The following is a 20296-nucleotide window of genomic DNA, read 5'->3' on the forward strand; positions in this document are numbered from 1 at the left end:
ATGTCAGAGCTGTTTGAGACCAGAGATCTCGTTATTCCGGGAGACGTCCTCTTTGAAGGTAGGGTTAAGACCGGAGACAACACCCACAGAGCCGATGGGAAGGTGTTTGCTAGTCGCATCGGTCTTGTCACCTACAATCGTGGCATGGTCTCGGTGATCGCCTTGGAGGCAGGCTTCAACCCCCTCACAGGAGACCAGGTAATCGGTCAAGTAAAGGATATACGGATCGGAAGGTGGATGGTGGACATTGATGCTGCTGAGGATGGCGCTTTAAACGTCATCGACGCGATAGACGCTCAATTCCGTACAGACTTCGATATGACCCGGGTTCTCGACATCGGAGATACGGTTGTTGCCAAAATCGTCGATATAGACCGAAGGCGGACACCCATTCTCTCGATCCTCGGCAGAGACTTGGGGAGGGTCAACGAAGGCTTCATCATGAGGTTTACCCCCTCGAAGATCCCGCGCCTGATCGGCAAAAAGGGATCAATGATCAATATGATTTTTAACCAGACCGGATCAAACGTTGTTATCGGTCAGAACGGGAGAATTCTCATTCACGGAAGGACTCGAGAGCAGGAGAAGATGGCAGTCAAGGTCATCACAAAGGTGGAAAACGAAGCCCATATTTCGGGTCTTACAAGTAGGGTAAAAGAATATTTGAGACTGTTAAAGGAGGAAAATAGATGAGTAAAACGAAGAAAATCAGGAAGAAAAAGAAGTCAAAGGCGAAAACAAGATATGACGGGAGAAAGGCCAATGAGATGCGGCCTACTACCATTGAGAGCGGAGTCCTACCAAACGCAGACGGCTCAGCATATATTGAAATGGGGAGAAACAAAATCCTCGTCGGGGTTTTCGGTCCTAGAGAGATGCACCCTAGACGCTTAGCAAAGCCAAATGAGGCAACAGTGAGATGCAGGTACCATATGTCCCCGTTCTCCGTCAGTCCACGGAGATCACCAGCCCCCTCAAGGAGGGACATGGAGATAGGTATGGTGATGAGCTGGGCGATTCAACCCGCCATCTTTCTCGATAAATATCCGAGATCCGTTATCGATGTCTACACTGAGATTTTAGAGGCCGACGGAGGGACCCGCACGGCATGCATTAACGCGTCAACTGTTGCCTTGGTAGACGCAGGGATCCCCATGAGAGATCTCGTTTCTTCCTGTGCTGCTGGCGTGATTGACGGCGAAATAGTTCTTGACCTCGGAGACTATGAGGATAAGGAGGGGCAAGCTGATGTCCCGGTGGCTTACATGCCAACGCTGGGACAGATCACCCTCCTCCAAATGGACGGAGTACTACCGACAAAGACCTTTAAGGGATGCGTGGACCTCGCAATCGAGGGATGTCTACAGGTAAATGAGATTCAGAAAAATGCACTGAGAAAAAAGTATGGTATTTTTGGGGAGGCTGAAGAGTAATGGCGAGCAAATCTGGCATAGTCTCACGGCTCAGGCGGAGAAAGATCCAAGAGGTCCTCAAAACGGGGAATCGGATGGACGGGAGGGCCCTAGATGAGTACAGGGAGATCATCTTAAAGACGAGCCCGCTGGAGAAGACCTCGGGCTCTGCTGAGGTAACTATTGGTAAGAGCAGGGTGCTCGTTGGCGTTAAGGTACAGATAGGTAGGCCCTTCGAGGACACCCCCGGGAGGGGGGTCCTGATGTGTAACGCCGAATTCACCCCCATAGCCCACCCTACGTTCGAGCCAGGTCGCCCAAGGGAGAATGCTATTGAGCTTGCTAGAGTGATCGACAGGGGTCTACGCTCCGCGGAGATTCTCGACTTCGATAAACTCAGCCTCATTGACGGAAAATCGGTCTACATGGTGTTCGTCGACATCTACGTGTTGAGCTACGACGGAAATCTCTTTGATGCCGCTTCGCTTGCCGCGATGGCGGCGCTAAACACTACCAAGGGGCCAGTGCACACGGTTAAGAACGGCGTCATCGAGTTGACCAAGAAGACCAAGGCCCTAAAGATCCTCAAAAGTCCCCTAGCGGTTACTCTTGTGAAGATTGGGGACAATTTACTGGTTGATCCGACAGCTGACGAGGAGGAGGTCCTGGATGCGAGGCTTACGATAACCTTCGATGAGGACAACAACTTGTGCACAGTCCAGAAGGGTGGCTCAGGCGGCATTACGACTGAGGAGCTCCATGCGGCCCTGGACCTAGCCCAGGCTAAGGCTGTGGAGCTTAGGAAGCACCTTTAGGGGGTCGATTGATGCCAAGGAAGAAGAAGACTTACGGTCTTAGGCTTAGGACCCGGGGTGGGATGTCAGTTCGGAAGCAGTGGACCCGGATAACCCAGACTAAGAGGGAAGCCAGCAGGTGTCCAAGCTGCGCGAGTCTCTCGGTGAAGAGAGACACGGTAGGAGTCTGGGACTGCAGCAAGTGCGGTTACCGATTTGCTGGTGGAGCTTACGTCCCTGCCACGAGGGTGGGTCAGGCTTCCCACAGGATTAGGTCATAGGGGGACCTAATTTCCCCGTTTTATTATCTCCTTTTTGACTCCTAGTGAGAAGTATGGTCGGCACGGGGATGGTGATCGCCAAGGTTTGGGTCAATGTGCCTGATGGGATGTCTAGTCTCATTGAGGGTTCATTATCTCCCGAGGTGGAGCATCCAACCTCGGAGCGGTCCAGGGTAAAAGTTTCTGCGGTAGAGGGAAGGGTGGTTATATCCTTAGAGGCCTCTGATGTGGTAGCCTTGAGGGCGGCCCTGAACAGTTATTTGCGCTGGGTGGGGACTATTTTGGATGTAGTGGACGTTGTCAGTTGAGGATCCGGGGCATATTTCTGGCCTTACTCCATGCACGCGGTGGGGTTAACTTGTTCCATTCACGGCAGCTATGTCGTAAAGTATTAAACGATCCCCCTGCTCAGCCTATGCGTTGAACCAATATGAGCCTCTTCAGGTCTAGACTGGCAAAGGAGTTCACCGATAGGAGTGCCCGGTTCCACACCTCCGTCATCGAGGACCTCCGCATTCTAGATGATGATATCAACGGCACTGAGGCCCATAATATAATGCTTTACGAGCAGGGAATAATCCCTCGAAAAGCTCTCTCTAAGATCCTTACGGCCCTTGAGGAGATCAGGAGTCAATGGAGCGCAGGGACTGTAGAGATTGGGGCCGAGTACGAGGACATCCACGAATATATCGAGGCGAAGGTCGTCGAGAAGGTCGGTTTACACGTGGGTGGCATGATCCATACAGGCAGGAGCAGGAACGACCAAGTTGTCGTAGATATGCGCCTCAGGACCAGGGAGGAGCTCCTCGCGATAAACACCCAGCTTATTGGCCTTATCAAGGCCCTTCTCGGACTGGCAGAGGATAATGTAGAAACACTTATGATGCTCTACACTCACGGTCAGCACGCTCAGGTGGGTACCTTCGCTCATTACCTCGTCTCCTACGCTGACGCCTTCCTCAGAGACTCACTGCGCCTCTCAGAATGTTATAGCAGAGTTAATCTAAATCCCTTGGGATCTGGCCCTATCGGGGGGACCAGTATCAACGTTGACCGCAGGAAAACCATGGAACTCCTAGGATTCGATGGACTCATCGAGAACAGCATCGACGCCACTAGCAGCAGGGACTGGGCTGTTGAGACGGCCTCCGTCTGCGCAATTCTTATGGGGAACCTGAGCAGGTCTGCCGCTGACCTCCTAGAGTGGTCCAGCGTCGAGTTCTCCTATGTTGAACTCTCAGATGAGTACTCCTCCTCAAGTAGCATCATGCCCCAGAAAAAGAATCCCAGCACATTGGAGCTGATAAGGGGTAAGTCCTCAGAAGTCTACGGCTGCCTATGTGAGCTCCTCACCATGGTGAAGGGGGTGAACAGCGGATACTACCAGGACCTTCAGCAGACCAAAATACCTCTCTGGCGTTGCCTTGACACCACTAAGACAAGCCTCGATGTGATGACCGGCATCATATTAACACTTACAGTGAACAAGGTGAAAATGCGGGAACGCCTAAAAGGGAGCCTTATAGTCGCAGTAGAGCTCGCAGAGACCTTTGTCACCGAAGCTGGTCTCAGCTTCAGAGAATCCTATCAGACAGCCGCCGCCCTAGTCAGAAAGGTTATCGACGAAGGAAGAAACCTCTCAGACCTTACACCCTCAGAAATCAACGCCGTTGCCATGAAGGTCTTGGGGAAGGGAGCCCAGATCAGCCAAGAGCATCTCAACCAGGCTACTGACCCTGAGGCATGTCTCATGAAGCGGAAGTCTGAGGGAAGTCCCCACCCGGACCACGTGAATGCAATGCTCAATAAGAGGGCAATACTTGTGGAATCAATCTGGAATGGCCTCTTAGTTAAGAGCCAAAAGATCTCTGGGGCGCTTGATTCTTTAAAAATAAAAGTTGAAAGCTATATTGAGGGATGATCCCTCTAGAAAACCAAAGTGGCATCCATTATTTTTAGATGTCATGTATCTGTATTAAGTCCTTAGAAAGTATATTTGAGAAAAACCCAAGTTATGTATATGTGTTTGCCAGTCCCGCATTTATACATGCAAAATCATCACCACGCTGGCAAGCCTATGGGTCTTACCCAAGGGCTTTTCCCTCTCTTCAATATCCAATAATTTTAAAAATTAGGCCCCCCCACGTTCTTCTTCAGGATGTTCCAAATTTAATGGATGAAGTTGCTACAAGGGTTGAGGTCCTAAACGACATGGTTGAGTATCAGCATGGAGCTGTTGTGAGCAGGACAATCGTGGACAAGCCCCAGGGTTCGGTCTCCATCTTCGCATTCTCTAAGGGTGAGGGGCTTAGCGAACATACGACGCCGTACGACGCCTTAGTCCAGGTCATTGATGGCGAGGTGGAGATAACTATAGGGGGCAAGTCTTTCCACCTGAAAGAAGGTGAGGTAATCGTTATGCCGGCTAACATACCTCATGCACTAAGGGCGATAGGCCAGTTCAAAATGCTCCTCGTCATGGTAAAGACCTAACCAAAACTAGAAAATGGTCTATTAGATCAACCTAATAAAACGTGCGCATAGGTTGTGCCTTGGCAGAGGCGCGTCTCGAGGTGCACCTCCTCCGACTCATAAAGCTGGTTTGCACCATAAATGACCCCTCTTTCTAATGATATATAGCATCTTGGGGCTATGATACTATTTTTCTGATCTCTGTTGATAACTGAGAAGATATAATTGAGTACCTTCTGGTCATCTCCTAAAACAGGATCGGTGAATCCCTTGGCTTCAAGCTTCGATGCATAACTTGAAGTTAGATCCACAAGCTAACTCTTCTTTAGCAGTTCTCCAAGCTTATCTGGGTTGTATTTTTTGAGTCTCATTCAATTCACAAAAAATTGTATCATTTTTTATCTAAACAGTGAGGATCTTCATCCCCATAGTTATGTTACTTTTATATCTTGAGGCGTGAGGAGTGATACCGTGATTGCATGCCTATAATCACCCTCCTAACGGACTATGGTATCAAGGACTCCTACGTCGCCGAGATAAAAGGAACCATCCTTAGAATCCTTCCCAATGCTACTATCGTCGACATCAGCCACGACATTGGGAACTTCAGCATCGATGAGGGTGCATTTCATTTAGCACGGAGCGTCCCCCACTTTCCTGAGAATACCGTCCATGTCGGTGTTGTCGACCCCGGAGTCGGGAGTAGTCGAAAGGGAATATTCATCAAGACAAAGGGGGCATGGCTCGTTGGCCCCGACAACGGCCTTCTTGCCCCTGCTGCTGAGCGCCTCGGCGTCGAGAATATCTACGAGATCTCATACAGAGAGCTCCTTCCCGAAAAGATCTCGGACGTTTTCGATGGTCGGGACACATTTGGTCCCACAGGAGCCCTCCTCGCAAAAGGGGTGGACCCTGGACTGATCGGCCCCGAGATCAAAGACTATATCCGGATCCCCATGTACGTGCCGACCATAACGGATGACGGAGTCGAGGCTACCATCATCCACGTGGATGGATTTGGCAATATGGTGACAAACATTACGTATGATGTGCTGAACCGAATGGGAGTCAACGTTGACTCTGTCTTCGATGTTGAGATCTCGGGAAAAAAGTTAAAATTACCTTATGTGCGGAGATTCTCAGCAGTACCTGAGGGAGAGCTTCTGACCGTTGTTGCTGGAGGCGGTTACATGGAGTTTGCCGTCAATCAGGGTAACGCCCATAACCAGCTCGGCGTTGGGAAGGGCGAGAAGGTCCGTATCACCCTGAGGTAGGCTCTTTAGATTGGATCGTTTCCCTCGGCTTTATTCTTCCATTTTTCCAATGATAAATCCGAGACATTTTAGACTGCAGAGCCCCTCGCCTCGTTCTTAACAAATATTCTGGCGATTCCAAGGTTCTCTTTTAGATAATCGACTGGGAATAACGAAGCTGTGGAGATCTATAAGGATCATCTTCAGGTTTACTGTAGTCCTATTGACACGTGCTGAATGAAATAGTCTTACCTTGGCCAATATCTTAATGATAATCCTCCGAACGCGTTGTTGTATTTTTTTAGTCATAATGATTTATTCGAGAACAATAGTTTTGCACCTTAATATCTCATTAAAACGACGAAGCCTTGATTTTTTACACTCTAATGTAAATTTTTAAAGAATAATTTGTTACAAATGTCCTTATTACGATAAAGTCTTGGATAAAGTTTGATTTCTTAGAAATACCTACTAACTGTTCGGGAACCGTAAACCCCAAGATCAAAGTGTTAGTGAATACCTCTATGCCAAACGGTCTCAATCATCGACAAGACGGAGGAAATCTCGGGAACTCCGAGAATGGGTGTAGTGAGGATTTAGATCCACTAGATGAATTATTCCAACTGGACAATATAATGTGTACAGCATTAGAAAAGGAGGCTCTGGTGCTTCTAACCCAACTGTTCCAAAATATAGAGGAATATTACGCGCTGCGGGGGCAGATCAATGATGTTATGGTAAAGGACCATGTCTTGAAGGATAGGATAAAAGGCCTCTTGGACTCCCTCATAAAGGGGCTGCTTATGGAGCAAATCTACCTGGGAAAAGAGTTTACTGGTGTTACCACCCTGTGAACCTAGATATTTCGCGCGTTATCACCATTCTTGGCTAACTTATGTCTTCTGAGTACCTCACCTTGGTCCTTCCCATGGGCTGACACTTTACGTAGCTGGGAGAGGTCTTCCTCAGCACTGGACTTTCAATGCGTTACCTCTTCTGAAGACAAAACATCGAGTGTAAAATAGCGTGAGAGAGAATCCTATAATCCTTATTGTTGGATGAATCTATCTTGATTTGTGAACTTGGAGTCCATCTCAATGAAGCCTTTTTTATTTAGACCTCTTGATGTAACCTATCTATTTCATTGAATAGAGTTATCGATTCTCGATAAATATGTTTACTGAGATTGATGAAGGGTGTCTTTAAACTCTCTCATCCCTCGCTATCGTGGCCGTACAACGATTTGGAGTCGTGTGTTCCTTGGAAGGAGTAGTGTCCTGACATTAACCCTCCGTCTACAAGGAAAATTTGCCCAGTGATCCATTCTGCTTCACTTGTGCATAGAAAAAGAACCATGTTGGCGATATCAGATGGGACCCCGATGCGCCCTAGTGGCACCTGTTCCAAATAGCTGGTTCTGTATGCCTCGGACAGATTGATCTCTCCTCTTTGCACGGGGACATCGATCAGCCCCGGAGCAACGGCATTGACATTAATCCCATGCTTGGCCAATTCCAAAGCTGCCACCTTTGTTAGCATATTCAAGCCTCCTTTGGATGAGCAATGGGGACCCGCTTTGAGTCTACCCATCACTGATGCAGCGGAGGATATGTTCACAATCTTACCCCCTCCCGTTTGAGCTATCATCCGTCGTCCGACGTGTTTGATAGTAAGAAACGGACCGGTGAGCTGGACCTCAATCTGCCTGTCCCAAGCCTCCCGCTCCATTTCAACAAGCAATTTGTGGACGCTAATACCTGCGTTGTTTATCAAGATATCAATCCGTCCAAAATGATTCTGAACCTTCTCCACCAAGGTTCTTACTTGGTCTTCCTCTGTTACATCGGCGTTTATCGATAGAGCCGTCCCCCCTGAGTTTACTATTTTATCTGCTGTTCTTTTTCCGGCCGAGTCGTTGATATCTGCGATTACCACCTTAGCCCCTTCAGCGGCGAATCTATTTGCTATGACTAATCCTATGCCGTTGCCCCCACCGGTCACAATGACTACTTTTCCGTTAAAGCGTTCCATCCAGATTCATCCTTATATTTGCTGGAGTTTTTTTATAACATTATTGCGTACGCAAAATGGTTGTTCCACATAATTCAATAATTCCTCATTCGCTCAACACGGATGACGTGCAGGGTGTTCACACGCACGCGAGCATGTAAAACATTGCACGCTATAATTAGATGTGATTTAAACTCAATTCTTATTTGTTCCTTCAATGAATACTATTGATCCTTATGAGCCCTCGTACGGTCAGCTGCCCCGCGTGCGGCTATACTGCCAATATCCTGACCCGGCAGGGGAAGACTGAGCTCCGATGCCCTAAATGCAACAAGGATTTCTCAGTCTGGCAATGAAGAAATTGGGGGCTATATACTCCTTTTCACTACTTTTCCCGATGCTAAGCCCGTATACTCGCCTTTCTTCACTGCAGCGGTGCCGTTGACATAGACGTGCTCTATTCCCTCTGGGTATCGGCGAGTCTCAACAGGGTCTCCGGTGACCTTTAGACGGTCCCAGTCGAAAAGGACTATGTCGGCATAGCTTCCCGGCGTTAGTGTACCCCTCCCCTTAAGGCAGTGCTGCCTCGCTGCAGTGGTGGACATCTTGTCAATTGCCTCTTCGAGGCTGAGAAGTTTGGTCTCCTTGACATAATGGATAAGAAACCCTGGGAAGCCACTGAAAGCGTTTATTCCAGGCATCCTATAGGGTGGCATCTCCTGCGTTCTTGTGTGATCAACGAGTCTTTGGTCAAGGCTTAGGCATCCTGCGGGATGTTTGAAAAAGAGGGCCCTGTAGGGCTTCCACGGAAAGTTGCCGCTTTCTGCAACCCCTACTGCTACTCCTCGAGCGTGTGGATCCTCGCATACGAGGTCAAAGTAGGTTTGCAGCTTGGGTTTTTGGAGCTCCTCAGCTATGGTTCCCACTGTCTTGTTATTGTAATCTCTGTTCTTGTGTTTTACGACCCAGAGGTTCTCTGCCCACTGGGGGTTGGTGTTGGGGTTATAGGCGAGGCGGATAAACCACTTTCCCCCTGAGATGGCGTCAATAACCTCCTTCCGGTAATCAGGGACCTTGAGCCACTCAGCAAAGGCCTCTCGGCTTCCCTGCTCCCTGAGCCACGGGGTGAGCAGGCTGCTGAGATAGGGCATGACCCCAAAGCCTGCAAAGATAAACCAGGGCATTGCGTCATAGGTAAGGTTGAGTCCCTCCTCCCTGGCGTCGTCGATGAACTGAAGGGTGGCCCTTATATTCATCTCCTCCATCATGTCGTTCCCCTCTGGGATAAGCCTCCACCCCGGAGTTAGGTGGGCAAGGTGGGTTGGGACACCGGTAATACGACAGGTCTCTATGCTTTCAAGGATGCCATCCACCTTGTTACTCCGGGTATCACCAAATTTGACGTCCCGGCGCCTCCCCGTCCTCCTCCAGTGGGGGCAGTAAACAGAACCATCATACTCGTTGAGAACCTCTACGCAGGCGTTGATCTCATCTATATGGGCGTAGACGCTGGGATCGTAGTCAAGGCCACTGCTCATCCCAATACAGCCCTCGTCCATGGCATCCCGGATGAGCTTTTTCATCTCCCCAAGTTCCTCCTCGGTGCTGTGGCGCTTGTAGTCCTCTCCCATAACCCTGATCCTAACGGTGCCCTGACCTACTAGTGGAGCCATATTTAAGCTAATTCCGATCGACTCAATCCTTTCGAACCACTCCCCCATTGTGTTCCAGTCCACGGTCCAGCCGTATTTCTCAGCCATGATCTCGTTAACCTTGTCCCGAGAGTAGAGCTGCTTCTCCGGGTAGTACTTATGGGGCTCGATCTTTTGGATGTGATCTCTGGCGAGGCCAGGGAGGCCGATCATGTTCCCGATTGGGGCAGCGGAGCCCCCGCACTGGCCCCCAACGAAGGTGGTAATACCCTGCATAATGTAGCTGTTCAGCCTCGGATAAAACAAGATGGTGTGATCGCTGTGGCTATGGGCGTCGATCCATCCCGGGGAGGCGATGAGTCCCTCAGCATTAACTACCTCTGCAGCATCCCCCTTCACCTCTCCAAGCGAAGTGATCCTGTCGCCCATGACCCCAATGGAACCAGTGTAGCTTTCCCTCCCGGTCCCGTCGACAATACGGGCGTTCTCGATCAGAATATCATGATCAGACATGTTGATGGAAATTGTTTCACCCGATATTTATTACTAGGTGTCTTGAATATCCCATCCCCAACAACGTACTTGTGGAAAATGTTTTCTACTCAACTAGCATCTCTTGATAGGGACTGTTATATTGGATCTACTCCCCTTCTGAGGCACTGTGTTCCAAATTGGTAAAGTTGTACAGATTAGCGATTGGGTCTTTCCGGTCGATAACGATTGCATCAAAGACATAAGCAAGATAATAAAACTCAATGCGAAAACCTCAACATACAGAGTCATTGACGCCTAGAACAAGATAGTGATGCCAGGCCTATGAGACGAGAACCGCCACGCTGACTATGCCCTCCTCTGGAGCCTAGGATACTACAACATGCACTTAGACCAGCTCACAACACATCTATGCTGAAGGCTCAACTGAGTGGTTGTGGCCTACCGGGGTAATCCTCACGGCTCTGTAGCGCCTTATGTTTAGGATAACTTGAAACCACGCGTGCGAAGGTATGGGGGTTTGCGCGCGATTGAACCTCCCCAGAAAGTTATTTGAAGCTTAAAAACATCCTTATCAACAAGGATATTAAATGAACTTCGAACTCACAGAGGAGCAAGAAGAGATCAAGCAGGCTGTCAGGGAGTTCGCTGAGAAGGAGTTCACTCCCGAGCTGGCCCGGGAGTACGACCGGAAGGAGGAGTTCCCTATGGAACTCTACAGGAAGGCAGCCCAGCTTGGATTCATCGGTCTCCACTTTGACGAAGAATACGGGGGCCAGGGCTACGGCCTTACTGAGCTTTGCCTTTGTATCGAGGAGCTCTGTCGGGCTGACTCTACCCTTGGCACCTCGATCCTCATCGGCTCCTTTGGGAGCGACATGATCCATATGTTTGGCACCGAATGGCAGATGCGAAAGTACCTTCCAAAGGTTATTTCCGGAGATTGGATATCCTCCGGGGCATTCACCGAGCCAGCCCGGGGCAGCGATATCACCATGGTCGATACTACGGCGGCTAAAGATGAAGATGGATATGTTGTCAACGGTTCCAAGACCCTCATAAGCAATGCCCCCATCGCCGACTTTGGGGTCATCCTCTGCCAGACCGACCCCGGGGTTCAGCATCGGGGGAGTAGCCTCCTTGTTTTAGACAAAGGGATCCCTGGCTTCGACAGTAATCCGATCCACGGCAAGATGGGAATAAGGGCATCCCTAATAGGGGAGTACTCATTCAGCGATGTCAGGGTGCCTACCGAGGCCCTCGTCGGTGTCGAGAACATGGGATTTTACCACACCCTCGAGTTTCTCGATGTGGGGAGAGTCGCCGTCTCTGCCCAGGTCGTAGGGATGGCCCAGGGAGCCCTGGACAGGGCCCTCGCCTACGCCAAGGAGAGGAGGCAGTTCGACCGCCCCCTCACCGATTTCCAAGCCATCCAACATAAGATCGCCGATATTGCTACTAACATCGAGGCCGCCCGGTTAATGACCTACAAGGCCGCCTGGCACATTGACAAGGGGAGAATCATCCCAAAGTGGAGCTGCATGGCCAAGAACTTTGCAACAGTAGCCGCTGGCCGCAGCGTTTCCGAAGCCCTCCAAATTTTCGGCGGATACGGCTACATATCGGAGTATGACATAGAGCGCATCTATAGGGATGTCAGGGTTACCGAAATCTACGAAGGCACCACAGAGATCCAAAAGAACATGGTCGCAAGATTCCTAATACGGGGAGAATGATCCCTTATCCCCTTCTTTCATATAAAAAAAAGAAAAAGTTACTTTCCCTTAAACTTGGGCTTCCGCCTTTCGAAGAAAGCTGAAATCCCCTCAATGATGTCCTCGGTCTCAGCCAGGGTCCCGAAGGAGGCAGCTTCCATCTTGAGGCCCTTTTCGAGCGAGAGCTGACTCCCTAAGTTCATCACTCGCTTCGCGACCTTCAAGGCAACTGGAGGCCCTGCAGCCAGTCTTTTCGCAAGGGCCTCTGCCTCCTCGTAGAGGTTGTCCAGAGGCACCACCTTGTGGACGAGACCAATCCTAAAAGCATTTTCCGCGGACATCCTGTCACCGAGGAATACCATCTCCTTCGCCCTCCCGAGCCCAATCAACCTGCTAAGCCTTTGAGTTCCACCCCAACCCGGGATAATCCCCAAGTTCACTTCGGGGCTCCCCAACTGCGCTGACTCTGACACCACCCTAAAGTCACAGGCTAGGACGATCTCGAGGGCCCCGCCAAGACAGAAGCCGTGAATGGCCGCAATGAACGGCTTGGGGGACGCCTCGATCCTGTCCATGAGTCTCTGCCCCCTTTCTGAGGTTGCAATAGCTCCCTCTGGGCTCAGATCCGAAAAGATGGTGAGATCTGCACCCGCGCTAAAGCCCCTGTCTCCATCACCCTTAAGGATAATGCACCTTACCTCATCATCAGCGTCGACCTTTTCGACAGCTGCTGAGACCTCGTCAATCATCTCGAGGTTGAAGGCATTCATTCGTCCAGGACGATTTAGGGTGATCCAAAAGATCCTGTCCTTTTTCTCAGTTAGTATCGTATCGTAACGGGATTTCTTAGCCATATTCGTAGAACCCTTTCCCTGAGGCTTTGCCGGTCCAGCCCTTTGCCACGCAGTCTTTTAGAAACGGGCATGGTGCATAGACCTCCTTTTCGTATTTGGCGTACAGCTCCTTTAGTTTCCCTAGATGCCTGTCCAGCCCCTGCTTATCCGCTTGCTCGCAGGGACCCATTGGCCATCCTGTGCCCAGCTTCATCCCCACGTCGATGTCCTCGGGCCCCGCCACGTCCTCGTGAATGAGTCGGGCGGCTTCGTTTGTGGCCACTGCGTAGAGTCTCTGAACATCAAACTTCCCTGACAACTTAAACGGGATTCTGGGGCGCCCCACCTTCCAGTCGTAGAAGCCCTTCCCTGTCTTTTGGCCCAGGTTTCCCTCCTCAACAAGCTTTGCGAGCATGGGGCTTGACTTTGCGACGTCTCCATATGCCGTCTCCATGATCTGCCCCACCTCGTACATCACGTCAAGGCCAATCATGTCCGCGAGCTCGAAGGCGCCCAAGGGAAAGCCTGCCTTGTATTTCACAGCTGCGTCTACCTCCTCTATCGTTGCCTCGCCGTTCTCGACAACCCAGAACGCCTCGTTCATCACGGCCCCGATAACACGATTCACAATAAATCCACGAACGTCCTTCCGTACCACGACGGGGGTCTTCCCCAGTTTCTCCACCAGCTTGACGATCGCATCTGTGGTCTCATCGTCGGTTTCCTCTCCTCTCACTACTTCTACGAGGGCCATTAGCATCGGGGGATTGAAAAAGTGCATTCCCACTACCTTCTCGGGCCTCCCCGTCTGCTCAGCCATTTCGGTGATGCTGAGGCTCGAGGTATTGCTTGCAAGGATCGCGTGCCCGGGAGCTGCTTCGTCCAGTTTCTTATATATGATCTTCTTTAGCTCCATCACCTCAGGGACAGCCTCAACAACAAGGTCGGCGTTTACAACGGCCTCCTCGAGGTTGGTATTGGTCTTGATCCTCTCGAGGGCTGCCTTTGCATCCTCCTCTCTAATGCGTCTCCTCTCAACAAATTTGCCAAGGCTCCAAGTGATGTTCTCCACTGCCTTCTTGAGGAGCTCTTCGTTGATGTCTACAATGGTGACCTCAACACCAGCGAGGGCTAGAAGCTCGGCTATGCCGTGACCCATGATACCGGCTCCGATTACCGTTGATTTCTTCATTTATCCTCACTGGATAATTACTGGAGCCGGTGAAAAGACTTTTGAAACGTCAGATGGGGGTGAACGTGTGCACCTGCCTTCCTATGCGAAAGAGACGAAGTCGATTTCCTTTAGGATAATCAAGGCGTCATAGCGGGCAGGTCTCGCCGCCTTGAAAGTGAGGCCGAAGAGGTTTATGTCCTTCTGAACACCGTACTTTCCCTAGCTAAAACGACTACTTTCCTCAAGATTGAAACTTGCATTCAGCGGATCCATGAACGATACTAACTTTTCCGACGAAGGTTGCATGAGTTAGCCTGGGAGCACTCCAGATTAGTTCCCGGCGATTAATCTATATAGTAATTACATACAGATTTTACCTGTGAGCGTTTTATATGGATATTCCCAAGAATTGGCCTGACTATGTTCCCCATACCATTGATTACCCTGATATCCCGCTCTTCAGACTCCTCGACGACTCTGCTGAAAAGCATCCTGAGGCCACGGCGACTATCTACAAGGGCGGTCGGCTGACATATAGGGAGTTGAAGGAGCAGGTCGACAGGTTCGCGACAGCTCTCCAGAGACTTGGTGTAACAAGAGAGGACAAAATCGCCCTGTTCCTCCCTAACATCCCCCAGTTCGTGATAGCGTACTATGGCTCCCTTAAAGCTGGTGCCATCGTTACGGCGATCAGCCCTCTTTACAAAGAGAGAGAGATAAAACACCAGATTCAAGATTCACAAGCAGAAACCTTAGTGGTTCTAGATCTACTCTACCCTATCCTAAAGAAAGTCAAATCAGAGACAGGGCTAAAGAGGATCATCGTGACAGGCGTTGGTGAATACCTCCCTTCCGTCAAGAGAATCTTGGGCTCTCTCCTTGGAAAGATTCCAACCCATAAAGTGGACCTAGAGGCTGGGATGTACCGTTTTCAAGACCTAATCAAGGAATACCCGCCAACCCCAGCTCCTGTAAAGGTAGACTCGAAGGAAGACCTTGCCTTACTCCAATACACAGGAGGCACAACAGGGCTCCCAAAAGGTGCTATGCTCACCCACTATAACCTAGTATCAAACGCCTTTATGTGTAATGCTTGGTCCAAAACGGAAGAGGGAAAAGAGGTCCAAGTCAACGTTCTTCCTCTCTACCATATCTATGGCATGTCGGTTACGATGAATAATGCCATCGCATCCGCTAGCACAATGGTGTTGATCCCTCGCCCTGACTTAAAGGAGGTGCTCAGTTCCATCCAGAAATACAAGGCCACTTTATTCGGTGGCGTCCCAACCCTCTACGGAGCGCTCATAACCCATCCCAACATCTCAGACTATGACCTCTCCTCGATAAAGTTCTGTATTTCAGGTGCCTCTCCTCTCCCTCCCAAAGTCCAGAAAAAGTTCATGGAACTCACCGGCGGTGTTCTGGTTGAGGGATACGGACTTACTGAGGCTTCACCTGTTACTCATGGAAACCCCTTAGACCCCACATTGGAGACTGTGAAAATCGGCTCTGTCGGCCTTTCATGGCCAGACACCGAGGCGAGGATAATGAGCGAGGACAGTGATGTGGAGCTCCCTGTCGGCATGGTTGGAGAGATGGCAATAAGAGGTCCCCAAGTCATGAAGGGTTATTGGAATGACCCTGAAGGGACAGCTGCAGTCCTTAGAGATGGGTGGCTCTTTACCGGTGACTATGCTAAGCGAGATGAGGAGGGCTATTTTTACATTGTTGACCGGAAGAAGGATATGATAAAATACAAGGGATACAGCGTCTTTCCTCGGGAGGTCGAGGATGTTCTCTATGAGCATCCAGCGGTTAAGGTCGTAGCCATAGTGGGTATACCTGATGAAATAAGCGGTGAGATGCCGAAGGCTTTCATAGTCCTCAAGGACGGTGCTGAGGCTACAGAAGAGGAATTGGTTGAATTCGTGAAGGAACGGGTAGCCTCTTATAAGAGGATCAGAGCAGTGGAATTCAGAGATAAACTTCCGATGACGCTGGTGGGTAAGGTTCTTAAAAAAGATCTGAGAGAAGCCTAAATATTTCTTGTAATCACTGTTCTCCTTTTTCCCTATTGAGGATTTGTATTAACTTTTTTTTGCTATACAAGCTGTATTTTTTTACTCATACCCTGCATAGAATGGATTGAAACCGTTAATCACACCGCTTCATCCATTAAGGACCCAATATAGCCCCTCCATCAAAGCCTTCCAGTACCCTGAATGGCCCAACCACTTGACCCCATACGCCTCAACCCTGTTCCTAGTGGATAATTGACAGCTTCAGATTTCAACCTACATATATGGTAATCCACTGAAGAAGGTAAAACAAAAACATGCAAAACCATCTTCACTTGAAACTAAGGCAACGTTGTCGCTAATATGTAATCCAAACCAAACACCCACTCAAACACCAAGAACGTCCTTCCCTGGGAGCCCCATTTCTGTTGTTGCTGTCATCCTTCAACCCTATCTAGGCGGAGTATGGACCTTTTGAATTTGAAGCACATTAAACATTGGCTAACTCAAAGTAGTGTAATTAAAATTTAATAGGTAGAAAAAATATCGCCTGTAAACCCCCATTGCTTTATGATGTTTTCTGCGTTTTTTATAATCTCATCAATAAACTCCTGAACTGTCACGATTTTGTTGATAACACCAACTGTCATCGAACCTACCCCCGAATCTTTTAACTGGTGATGATAGATTTTTGGATATAAATCAGGATCAAAAGAAGACTGCTCAACAAATTTTTGTTTGATCTTATCTGGAATCGGGCATTCTTTTGTCGCCATAAATCCTGTCCCAATATATAATGCCTGAGCACCCATTGCTAAAGCTGACAGAAATCCCCGAGCATCTCCAATTCCTCCAGCTGCAACAAAGGGCACCCTTAGCATTCGATCTGCCATCACCATATTGATCATGGTCGTATTTTGGAGCGGGTTCTTGTATCCAGTTCCCTCAAGTCCAACAATGATCACGGCGTCTGCACCATGCCTTTCTGCAGCCAGTGCATGTTTCATCGTTACGACTTTGTGGACCCACTTTAGCCCAGCTGCATGGATCCTATCACCAATTTTTTTTGCCTTGTAAGCGGAGGTAAAAACAGTTCCTATCCCTTCATCGATGGCAACTTCTACCATCTCCTCGTAAAAATCCTCTGTTAATCGTGGTGGAATAATAGTAAAATTTACGCCGAAAGGTTTTTCAGTCATTGATTTTGCTTTTTGTATATCCTCTCTTAATTTTCTCGCATCTCTAAAGGCATGAGCAGTAATGATCCCAAATCCTCCTGCTTCGGAGACTGGGGCTGCTATATCCGATTTTCCAAATCCGGCAAAAGCACCCTGTATGATTGGGTATGTGCATCCTAACATTTCTGTTATCTTTGTTTTCCATATCATTTTCTTCACAAGGGATCACTCATTTTTTTTTATATTTAAGTAGGGTACGTGGTTTAATCACTTGTTTTTTGGACTCCTTCTTTTTCGCGCGTGATAATGGAAACAACTTTAACGGTGAATTAATACGCCCCATAGCCGTATGCATCTTGGAGAATCAATCTCGTTTCATTCAATAGTCTGGACAGTTTTAATCAAATCATGGATATAAAAACAGCCAATGAACCTAGGGGGATAGCAGCATCAATAGGACCTTCGAGCAGGCTGCGAGTCTTGTACGCGTTCTTGACGGAGGGGATCACCACTCTTTGATACATGGAACCCTCACTACCCTAGTTTACACTCTCGCCTAAAAAAATACAGTATAGGACCACGTCAACAGAAGCACCAATATTCTCGGAGTTGTCTCTTGACGTCGCCAATAATTCTCTCGGCCTCCTTTAACACGACCTCAGAGCTCCTCGGACTAAAAGCCAATTCCACAATTGGGTTCTTCTCACCCATCACTCCAGTGAGGAGCGAGAGCCACCCTTCGGCGACTGTCTCTGGATTGTAGCCGCTGCAGCAGAGGTCGACTACGCCGCAACCGGCCTCCTCAGCGACCTTAGACACGGCCATTCCTATGTCCCAGAGCCCTTGAAATGTCAGGTTAAGCCTCCCTAGACCGTCTGAAAAGTGGGGGTCTGTACCACCGTTCCTTATTATCACCTGGGGCTTGAACTCCTTTGCAAGGGGTTTGAAGACTTCCTCAAGGAACATGGCCATGCAGCGGTCATCAGCACCTGGAGGGAGAGGCACATTTACCGTGAATCCAGCACCATCCGCTTCCCCAATCTGGTTGATGAAACCCGTTCCAGGAAAGATGGTAAGGGGATTCTGGTGCACCGAGATGTATAGGAACCGGGGGTCTTCATAGAAAATATCCATGGTGCCGTTCCCCGCGTGGACATCGGAGTCGAGGATGAGCACCCTCTCTAGGCCGAGGCGCTCGACGAGGCTCTGAGCGCAAACAGCGACGTCGTTGAAGACACAGAATCCCCCCCCGTATTTCCGTCCGGCGTGGTGGAGCCCCCCGCCGACGCCCTCCCCTATCTTAGCGGCTCCCGTGGCGACTAGTTCCCCCGCCAGCACGGATGTCCCGACGATGAGTCGCGTTGCATCTACTATGGATGGGCTGAGGGGGGTATCACCTGACAGCGGGATGTATTTTTCACTTCGCCTCTCAACTTCCCTGATGTAGGATTCCGGATGGATCAATTTTAGGATCTCATCGCCAGCGGGTTCTGGCTCTATGACGGAGACCCTAGGATGGTTTAGTAAACCGTGAGCCTCAATCAGATCCATAAATTTCGGGAACCTATCGCCCCTGAAGGGATGGCCTGGGCCAAAGTCGTATCTGGAAATCCCTTCATGGTAGACCAGGACAACCGGTTCCATAGCGTTCAACCTGATACATGTTTACTACCGATCGGAAAAGATAAGGGGATATCCTCAATTGCTCTGATCGCACTTGATGCGAGCTTTAAATGATGATAGATTCCCTGCTCAGATACTTGTTTTATTAGTTAGAACGTAGCCACAATAAGTTTTAACGACTGGTCTAAAGAGTGGTAATATTACCATCCTATGTTTCTATATATCCTGAAGAAGAAATGAGTCTGAAAAGGAAATACATCTACGTCTTAGCGATCTGCCTCTCGATCATAGTCGCCGGAGCAATTATCGCCTATAACCCGTTCCGAGAGAAGATGGATGAGACCATATTCAAGTTCCCAGCTGGGATACCGCCCTCTCTGGGAATTGGATATGCTACCTCCTTAGGTGATGCCGACGTCAATTCTATCCAAGTGTCTGGACAAGGGAGTGTCTCCGCTAAAGCAACCCAGGCTACACTTACACTTGGGGCATGGACAGATAATCCCGTCGCAGCTAAGGCGGTGGAGGAAAACGCTCTTCTTATGACCTCGGTAATAGATGCCATCACAGGACTGGGCATAGCGGAAGACAAGGTCAAGACTGTAACCTACAGTGTAAACACCAACTATGACTGGGAAACCAGATCCGTCAAAGGCTATCAAGTCACTAACATGATCCAAATTACTGTTGAGGATATTAACATGGTGGGGGAGGTCATTGATCTTACAGCTGCAGCCGGCGCCAATAATATCCAAGGAATCAGTTTCGGAATCTCCGATCAAGAAGCCAAGGACTTAGCAAATAATGCCTACGTTTTGGCTCTCCAGAATGCACGGGAAAAAGCTGAACTAATCGCCAACACTTTGGATCTAGAGATAACTGACGTCCTTTACGTAAGCGAGAGCTCTTTTGCTCCCTACTCCCCTTATAGGGGAAACGTAGAGATGGCAATGGACAGTAGATCCTCCGTGCCTACTCCCATCATCGAAGGGAGCTTGAGCGTCTCTGTCAACGTCCAGATTGCGTTCAGCATCCAGTAGATTGCGACATCAAACCATTTTTTTTATTTTTCAACATATTCCTAATCTGAACTAGGCGAATGAGATTTTACTAGATAGTTTTCACGATGATCAATGTCAATTCGCCTATGAGTATCTACGGTGAGCCCATTCTAATGTCCGGTCCCTGTGCAACTCCATACTATAGGCGATAAGATCCCGATTACTATAATCGCGAGCGAGGCGTTCGGCATGTACCACATCCACGTTCCACCGACCGATGTTTTCATCAATGACCCCGTTTGCGATTAACCTTTTTTCAAATCTCGCTCAACATTTCCCGTCATCCTCTGTAATCTATCTATCATTAATCCCCCTTCCAAAATTCCAT

General features: G+C 49.2%; 18 protein-coding genes. 12 read left to right on the forward strand and 6 right to left on the reverse strand.

Annotation, left to right across the window (positions count from 1 at the left end; genetic code table 11):
* From rrp4 to QGG23_02135, 9 genes are all read left to right on the forward strand, one after another.
* Nucleotides 1-693 (forward strand): exosome complex RNA-binding protein Rrp4, encoded by a 693-nt coding sequence (gene rrp4, locus QGG23_02095; GenBank protein MDP6048229.1) that lies wholly within the window; start codon nucleotides 1-3, stop codon nucleotides 691-693.
* Nucleotides 690-1433: an exosome complex exonuclease Rrp41 gene (gene rrp41, locus QGG23_02100; protein MDP6048230.1), complete on the forward strand. Its 744-nt coding sequence runs from the start codon at nucleotides 690-692 to the stop codon at nucleotides 1431-1433. Before rrp4 ends, rrp41 begins: the two co-directional genes overlap by 4 nt.
* Nucleotides 1433-2227 carry an exosome complex protein Rrp42 gene (rrp42, locus tag QGG23_02105; protein ID MDP6048231.1) on the forward strand — a complete coding sequence of 265 codons (795 nt, stop codon included), beginning with the start codon at nucleotides 1433-1435 and terminating at the stop codon, nucleotides 2225-2227. The genes rrp41 and rrp42 overlap by 1 nt, the downstream gene beginning before the upstream one ends.
* An 11-nt stretch (nucleotides 2228-2238) precedes the next feature.
* Nucleotides 2239-2487: a 50S ribosomal protein L37ae gene (gene rpl37ae / locus QGG23_02110; protein MDP6048232.1), complete on the forward strand. Its 249-nt coding sequence runs from the start codon at nucleotides 2239-2241 to the stop codon at nucleotides 2485-2487.
* 53 nt (nucleotides 2488-2540) lie between these two features.
* Nucleotides 2541-2795 carry a KEOPS complex subunit Pcc1 gene (locus tag QGG23_02115; GenBank protein MDP6048233.1) on the forward strand — a complete coding sequence of 85 codons (255 nt, stop codon included), beginning with the start codon at nucleotides 2541-2543 and terminating at the stop codon, nucleotides 2793-2795.
* A gap of 122 nt (nucleotides 2796-2917) precedes the next feature.
* Complete coding sequence (gene argH, locus QGG23_02120; protein MDP6048234.1) at nucleotides 2918-4408, forward strand: argininosuccinate lyase; 1491 nt, start codon at nucleotides 2918-2920, stop codon at nucleotides 4406-4408.
* A gap of 251 nt (nucleotides 4409-4659) precedes the next feature.
* The gene (locus tag QGG23_02125) at nucleotides 4660-4980 is read left to right on the forward strand and encodes a cupin domain-containing protein (protein MDP6048235.1); all 321 of its coding nucleotides are present in this window, start codon (nucleotides 4660-4662) and stop codon (nucleotides 4978-4980) included.
* A gap of 458 nt (nucleotides 4981-5438) precedes the next feature.
* Nucleotides 5439-6233 carry an S-adenosyl-l-methionine hydroxide adenosyltransferase family protein gene (locus QGG23_02130; protein ID MDP6048236.1) on the forward strand — a complete coding sequence of 265 codons (795 nt, stop codon included), beginning with the start codon at nucleotides 5439-5441 and terminating at the stop codon, nucleotides 6231-6233.
* A gap of 503 nt (nucleotides 6234-6736) precedes the next feature.
* Nucleotides 6737-7066 (forward strand): hypothetical protein, encoded by a 330-nt coding sequence (locus QGG23_02135; protein ID MDP6048237.1) that lies wholly within the window; start codon nucleotides 6737-6739, stop codon nucleotides 7064-7066.
* Nucleotides 7067-7424: 358 nt separating this feature from the next.
* Here the strand turns inward: QGG23_02135 and QGG23_02140 are convergent, their stop codons facing one another.
* Entirely contained in the window at nucleotides 7425-8243 is an 819-nt protein-coding gene (locus QGG23_02140) for an SDR family NAD(P)-dependent oxidoreductase (protein MDP6048238.1), read from the reverse strand.
* Nucleotides 8244-8590: 347 nt separating this feature from the next.
* On the reverse strand, nucleotides 8591-10387 hold the full coding sequence (locus QGG23_02145) for an amidohydrolase family protein (GenBank protein MDP6048239.1): 1797 nt from the start codon (nucleotides 10385-10387) through the stop codon (nucleotides 8591-8593).
* Between the two features lie 569 nt (nucleotides 10388-10956).
* On the opposite strand from QGG23_02145, the gene QGG23_02150 reads away from it, so the two are divergent.
* Nucleotides 10957-12102 (forward strand): acyl-CoA dehydrogenase family protein, encoded by a 1146-nt coding sequence (locus tag QGG23_02150; protein ID MDP6048240.1) that lies wholly within the window; start codon nucleotides 10957-10959, stop codon nucleotides 12100-12102.
* 38 nt (nucleotides 12103-12140) lie between these two features.
* Here QGG23_02150 and QGG23_02155 read toward each other — a convergent pair whose 3' ends face one another.
* Nucleotides 12141-12935 (reverse strand): enoyl-CoA hydratase/isomerase family protein, encoded by a 795-nt coding sequence (locus tag QGG23_02155; protein MDP6048241.1) that lies wholly within the window; start codon nucleotides 12933-12935, stop codon nucleotides 12141-12143.
* Nucleotides 12928-14106, reverse strand: coding sequence for a 3-hydroxyacyl-CoA dehydrogenase (locus tag QGG23_02160; GenBank protein ID MDP6048242.1), 1179 nt, complete (start codon nucleotides 14104-14106; stop codon nucleotides 12928-12930). The genes QGG23_02155 and QGG23_02160 overlap by 8 nt, the downstream gene beginning before the upstream one ends.
* A 374-nt stretch (nucleotides 14107-14480) precedes the next feature.
* Between QGG23_02160 and QGG23_02165 the strand changes: the two genes are divergently transcribed.
* Nucleotides 14481-16127, forward strand: a complete 1647-nt coding sequence (locus QGG23_02165) for a long-chain fatty acid--CoA ligase (protein MDP6048243.1) — start codon at nucleotides 14481-14483, stop codon at nucleotides 16125-16127.
* A gap of 506 nt (nucleotides 16128-16633) precedes the next feature.
* On the opposite strand, the gene QGG23_02170 is transcribed toward QGG23_02165, so the two are convergent.
* Nucleotides 16634-17494: a nitronate monooxygenase gene (locus QGG23_02170; protein MDP6048244.1), complete on the reverse strand. Its 861-nt coding sequence runs from the start codon at nucleotides 17492-17494 to the stop codon at nucleotides 16634-16636.
* 372 nt (nucleotides 17495-17866) lie between these two features.
* The gene (locus QGG23_02175) at nucleotides 17867-18928 is read right to left on the reverse strand and encodes a histone deacetylase (protein ID MDP6048245.1); all 1062 of its coding nucleotides are present in this window, start codon (nucleotides 18926-18928) and stop codon (nucleotides 17867-17869) included.
* A 215-nt stretch (nucleotides 18929-19143) separates the two neighbouring features.
* Between QGG23_02175 and QGG23_02180 the strand changes: the two genes are divergently transcribed.
* Nucleotides 19144-19947, forward strand: coding sequence for an SIMPL domain-containing protein (locus QGG23_02180; GenBank protein ID MDP6048246.1), 804 nt, complete (start codon nucleotides 19144-19146; stop codon nucleotides 19945-19947).
* Nucleotides 19948-20296: the final 349 nt, after the last annotated feature.

The organism is Candidatus Bathyarchaeota archaeon, from assembly GCA_030739585.1.
GTDB lineage: Archaea > Thermoproteota > Bathyarchaeia > TCS64 > TCS64.

Bases quoted from the DNA above. Each gene is read 5' to 3' on its own strand.
- QGG23_02165 (MDP6048243.1), top strand. From the start codon at position 14,481: ATGGATATTCCCAAGAATTGGCCTGACTATGTTCCCCATACCATTGAT.
- QGG23_02180 (MDP6048246.1), top strand. From the start codon at position 19,144: ATGAGTCTGAAAAGGAAATACATCTACGTCTTAGCGATCTGCCTCTCG.
- QGG23_02130 (MDP6048236.1), top strand. From the start codon at position 5,439: ATGCCTATAATCACCCTCCTAACGGACTATGGTATCAAGGACTCCTAC.
- argH (MDP6048234.1), top strand. From the start codon at position 2,918: ATGAGCCTCTTCAGGTCTAGACTGGCAAAGGAGTTCACCGATAGGAGT.
- QGG23_02175 (MDP6048245.1), bottom strand. From the start codon at position 18,928: ATGGAACCGGTTGTCCTGGTCTACCATGAAGGGATTTCCAGATACGAC.
- rrp4 (MDP6048229.1), top strand. From the start codon at position 1: ATGTCAGAGCTGTTTGAGACCAGAGATCTCGTTATTCCGGGAGACGTC.
- QGG23_02150 (MDP6048240.1), top strand. From the start codon at position 10,957: ATGAACTTCGAACTCACAGAGGAGCAAGAAGAGATCAAGCAGGCTGTC.
- QGG23_02115 (MDP6048233.1), top strand. From the start codon at position 2,541: ATGGTCGGCACGGGGATGGTGATCGCCAAGGTTTGGGTCAATGTGCCT.
- QGG23_02145 (MDP6048239.1), bottom strand. From the start codon at position 10,387: ATGTCTGATCATGATATTCTGATCGAGAACGCCCGTATTGTCGACGGG.
- QGG23_02140 (MDP6048238.1), bottom strand. From the start codon at position 8,243: ATGGAACGCTTTAACGGAAAAGTAGTCATTGTGACCGGTGGGGGCAAC.
- QGG23_02125 (MDP6048235.1), top strand. From the start codon at position 4,660: ATGGATGAAGTTGCTACAAGGGTTGAGGTCCTAAACGACATGGTTGAG.
- rrp41 (MDP6048230.1), top strand. From the start codon at position 690: ATGAGTAAAACGAAGAAAATCAGGAAGAAAAAGAAGTCAAAGGCGAAA.
- rrp42 (MDP6048231.1), top strand. From the start codon at position 1,433: ATGGCGAGCAAATCTGGCATAGTCTCACGGCTCAGGCGGAGAAAGATC.
- QGG23_02160 (MDP6048242.1), bottom strand. From the start codon at position 14,106: ATGAAGAAATCAACGGTAATCGGAGCCGGTATCATGGGTCACGGCATA.
- QGG23_02170 (MDP6048244.1), bottom strand. From the start codon at position 17,494: ATGATATGGAAAACAAAGATAACAGAAATGTTAGGATGCACATACCCA.
- rpl37ae (MDP6048232.1), top strand. From the start codon at position 2,239: ATGCCAAGGAAGAAGAAGACTTACGGTCTTAGGCTTAGGACCCGGGGT.
- QGG23_02135 (MDP6048237.1), top strand. From the start codon at position 6,737: ATGCCAAACGGTCTCAATCATCGACAAGACGGAGGAAATCTCGGGAAC.
- QGG23_02155 (MDP6048241.1), bottom strand. From the start codon at position 12,935: ATGGCTAAGAAATCCCGTTACGATACGATACTAACTGAGAAAAAGGAC.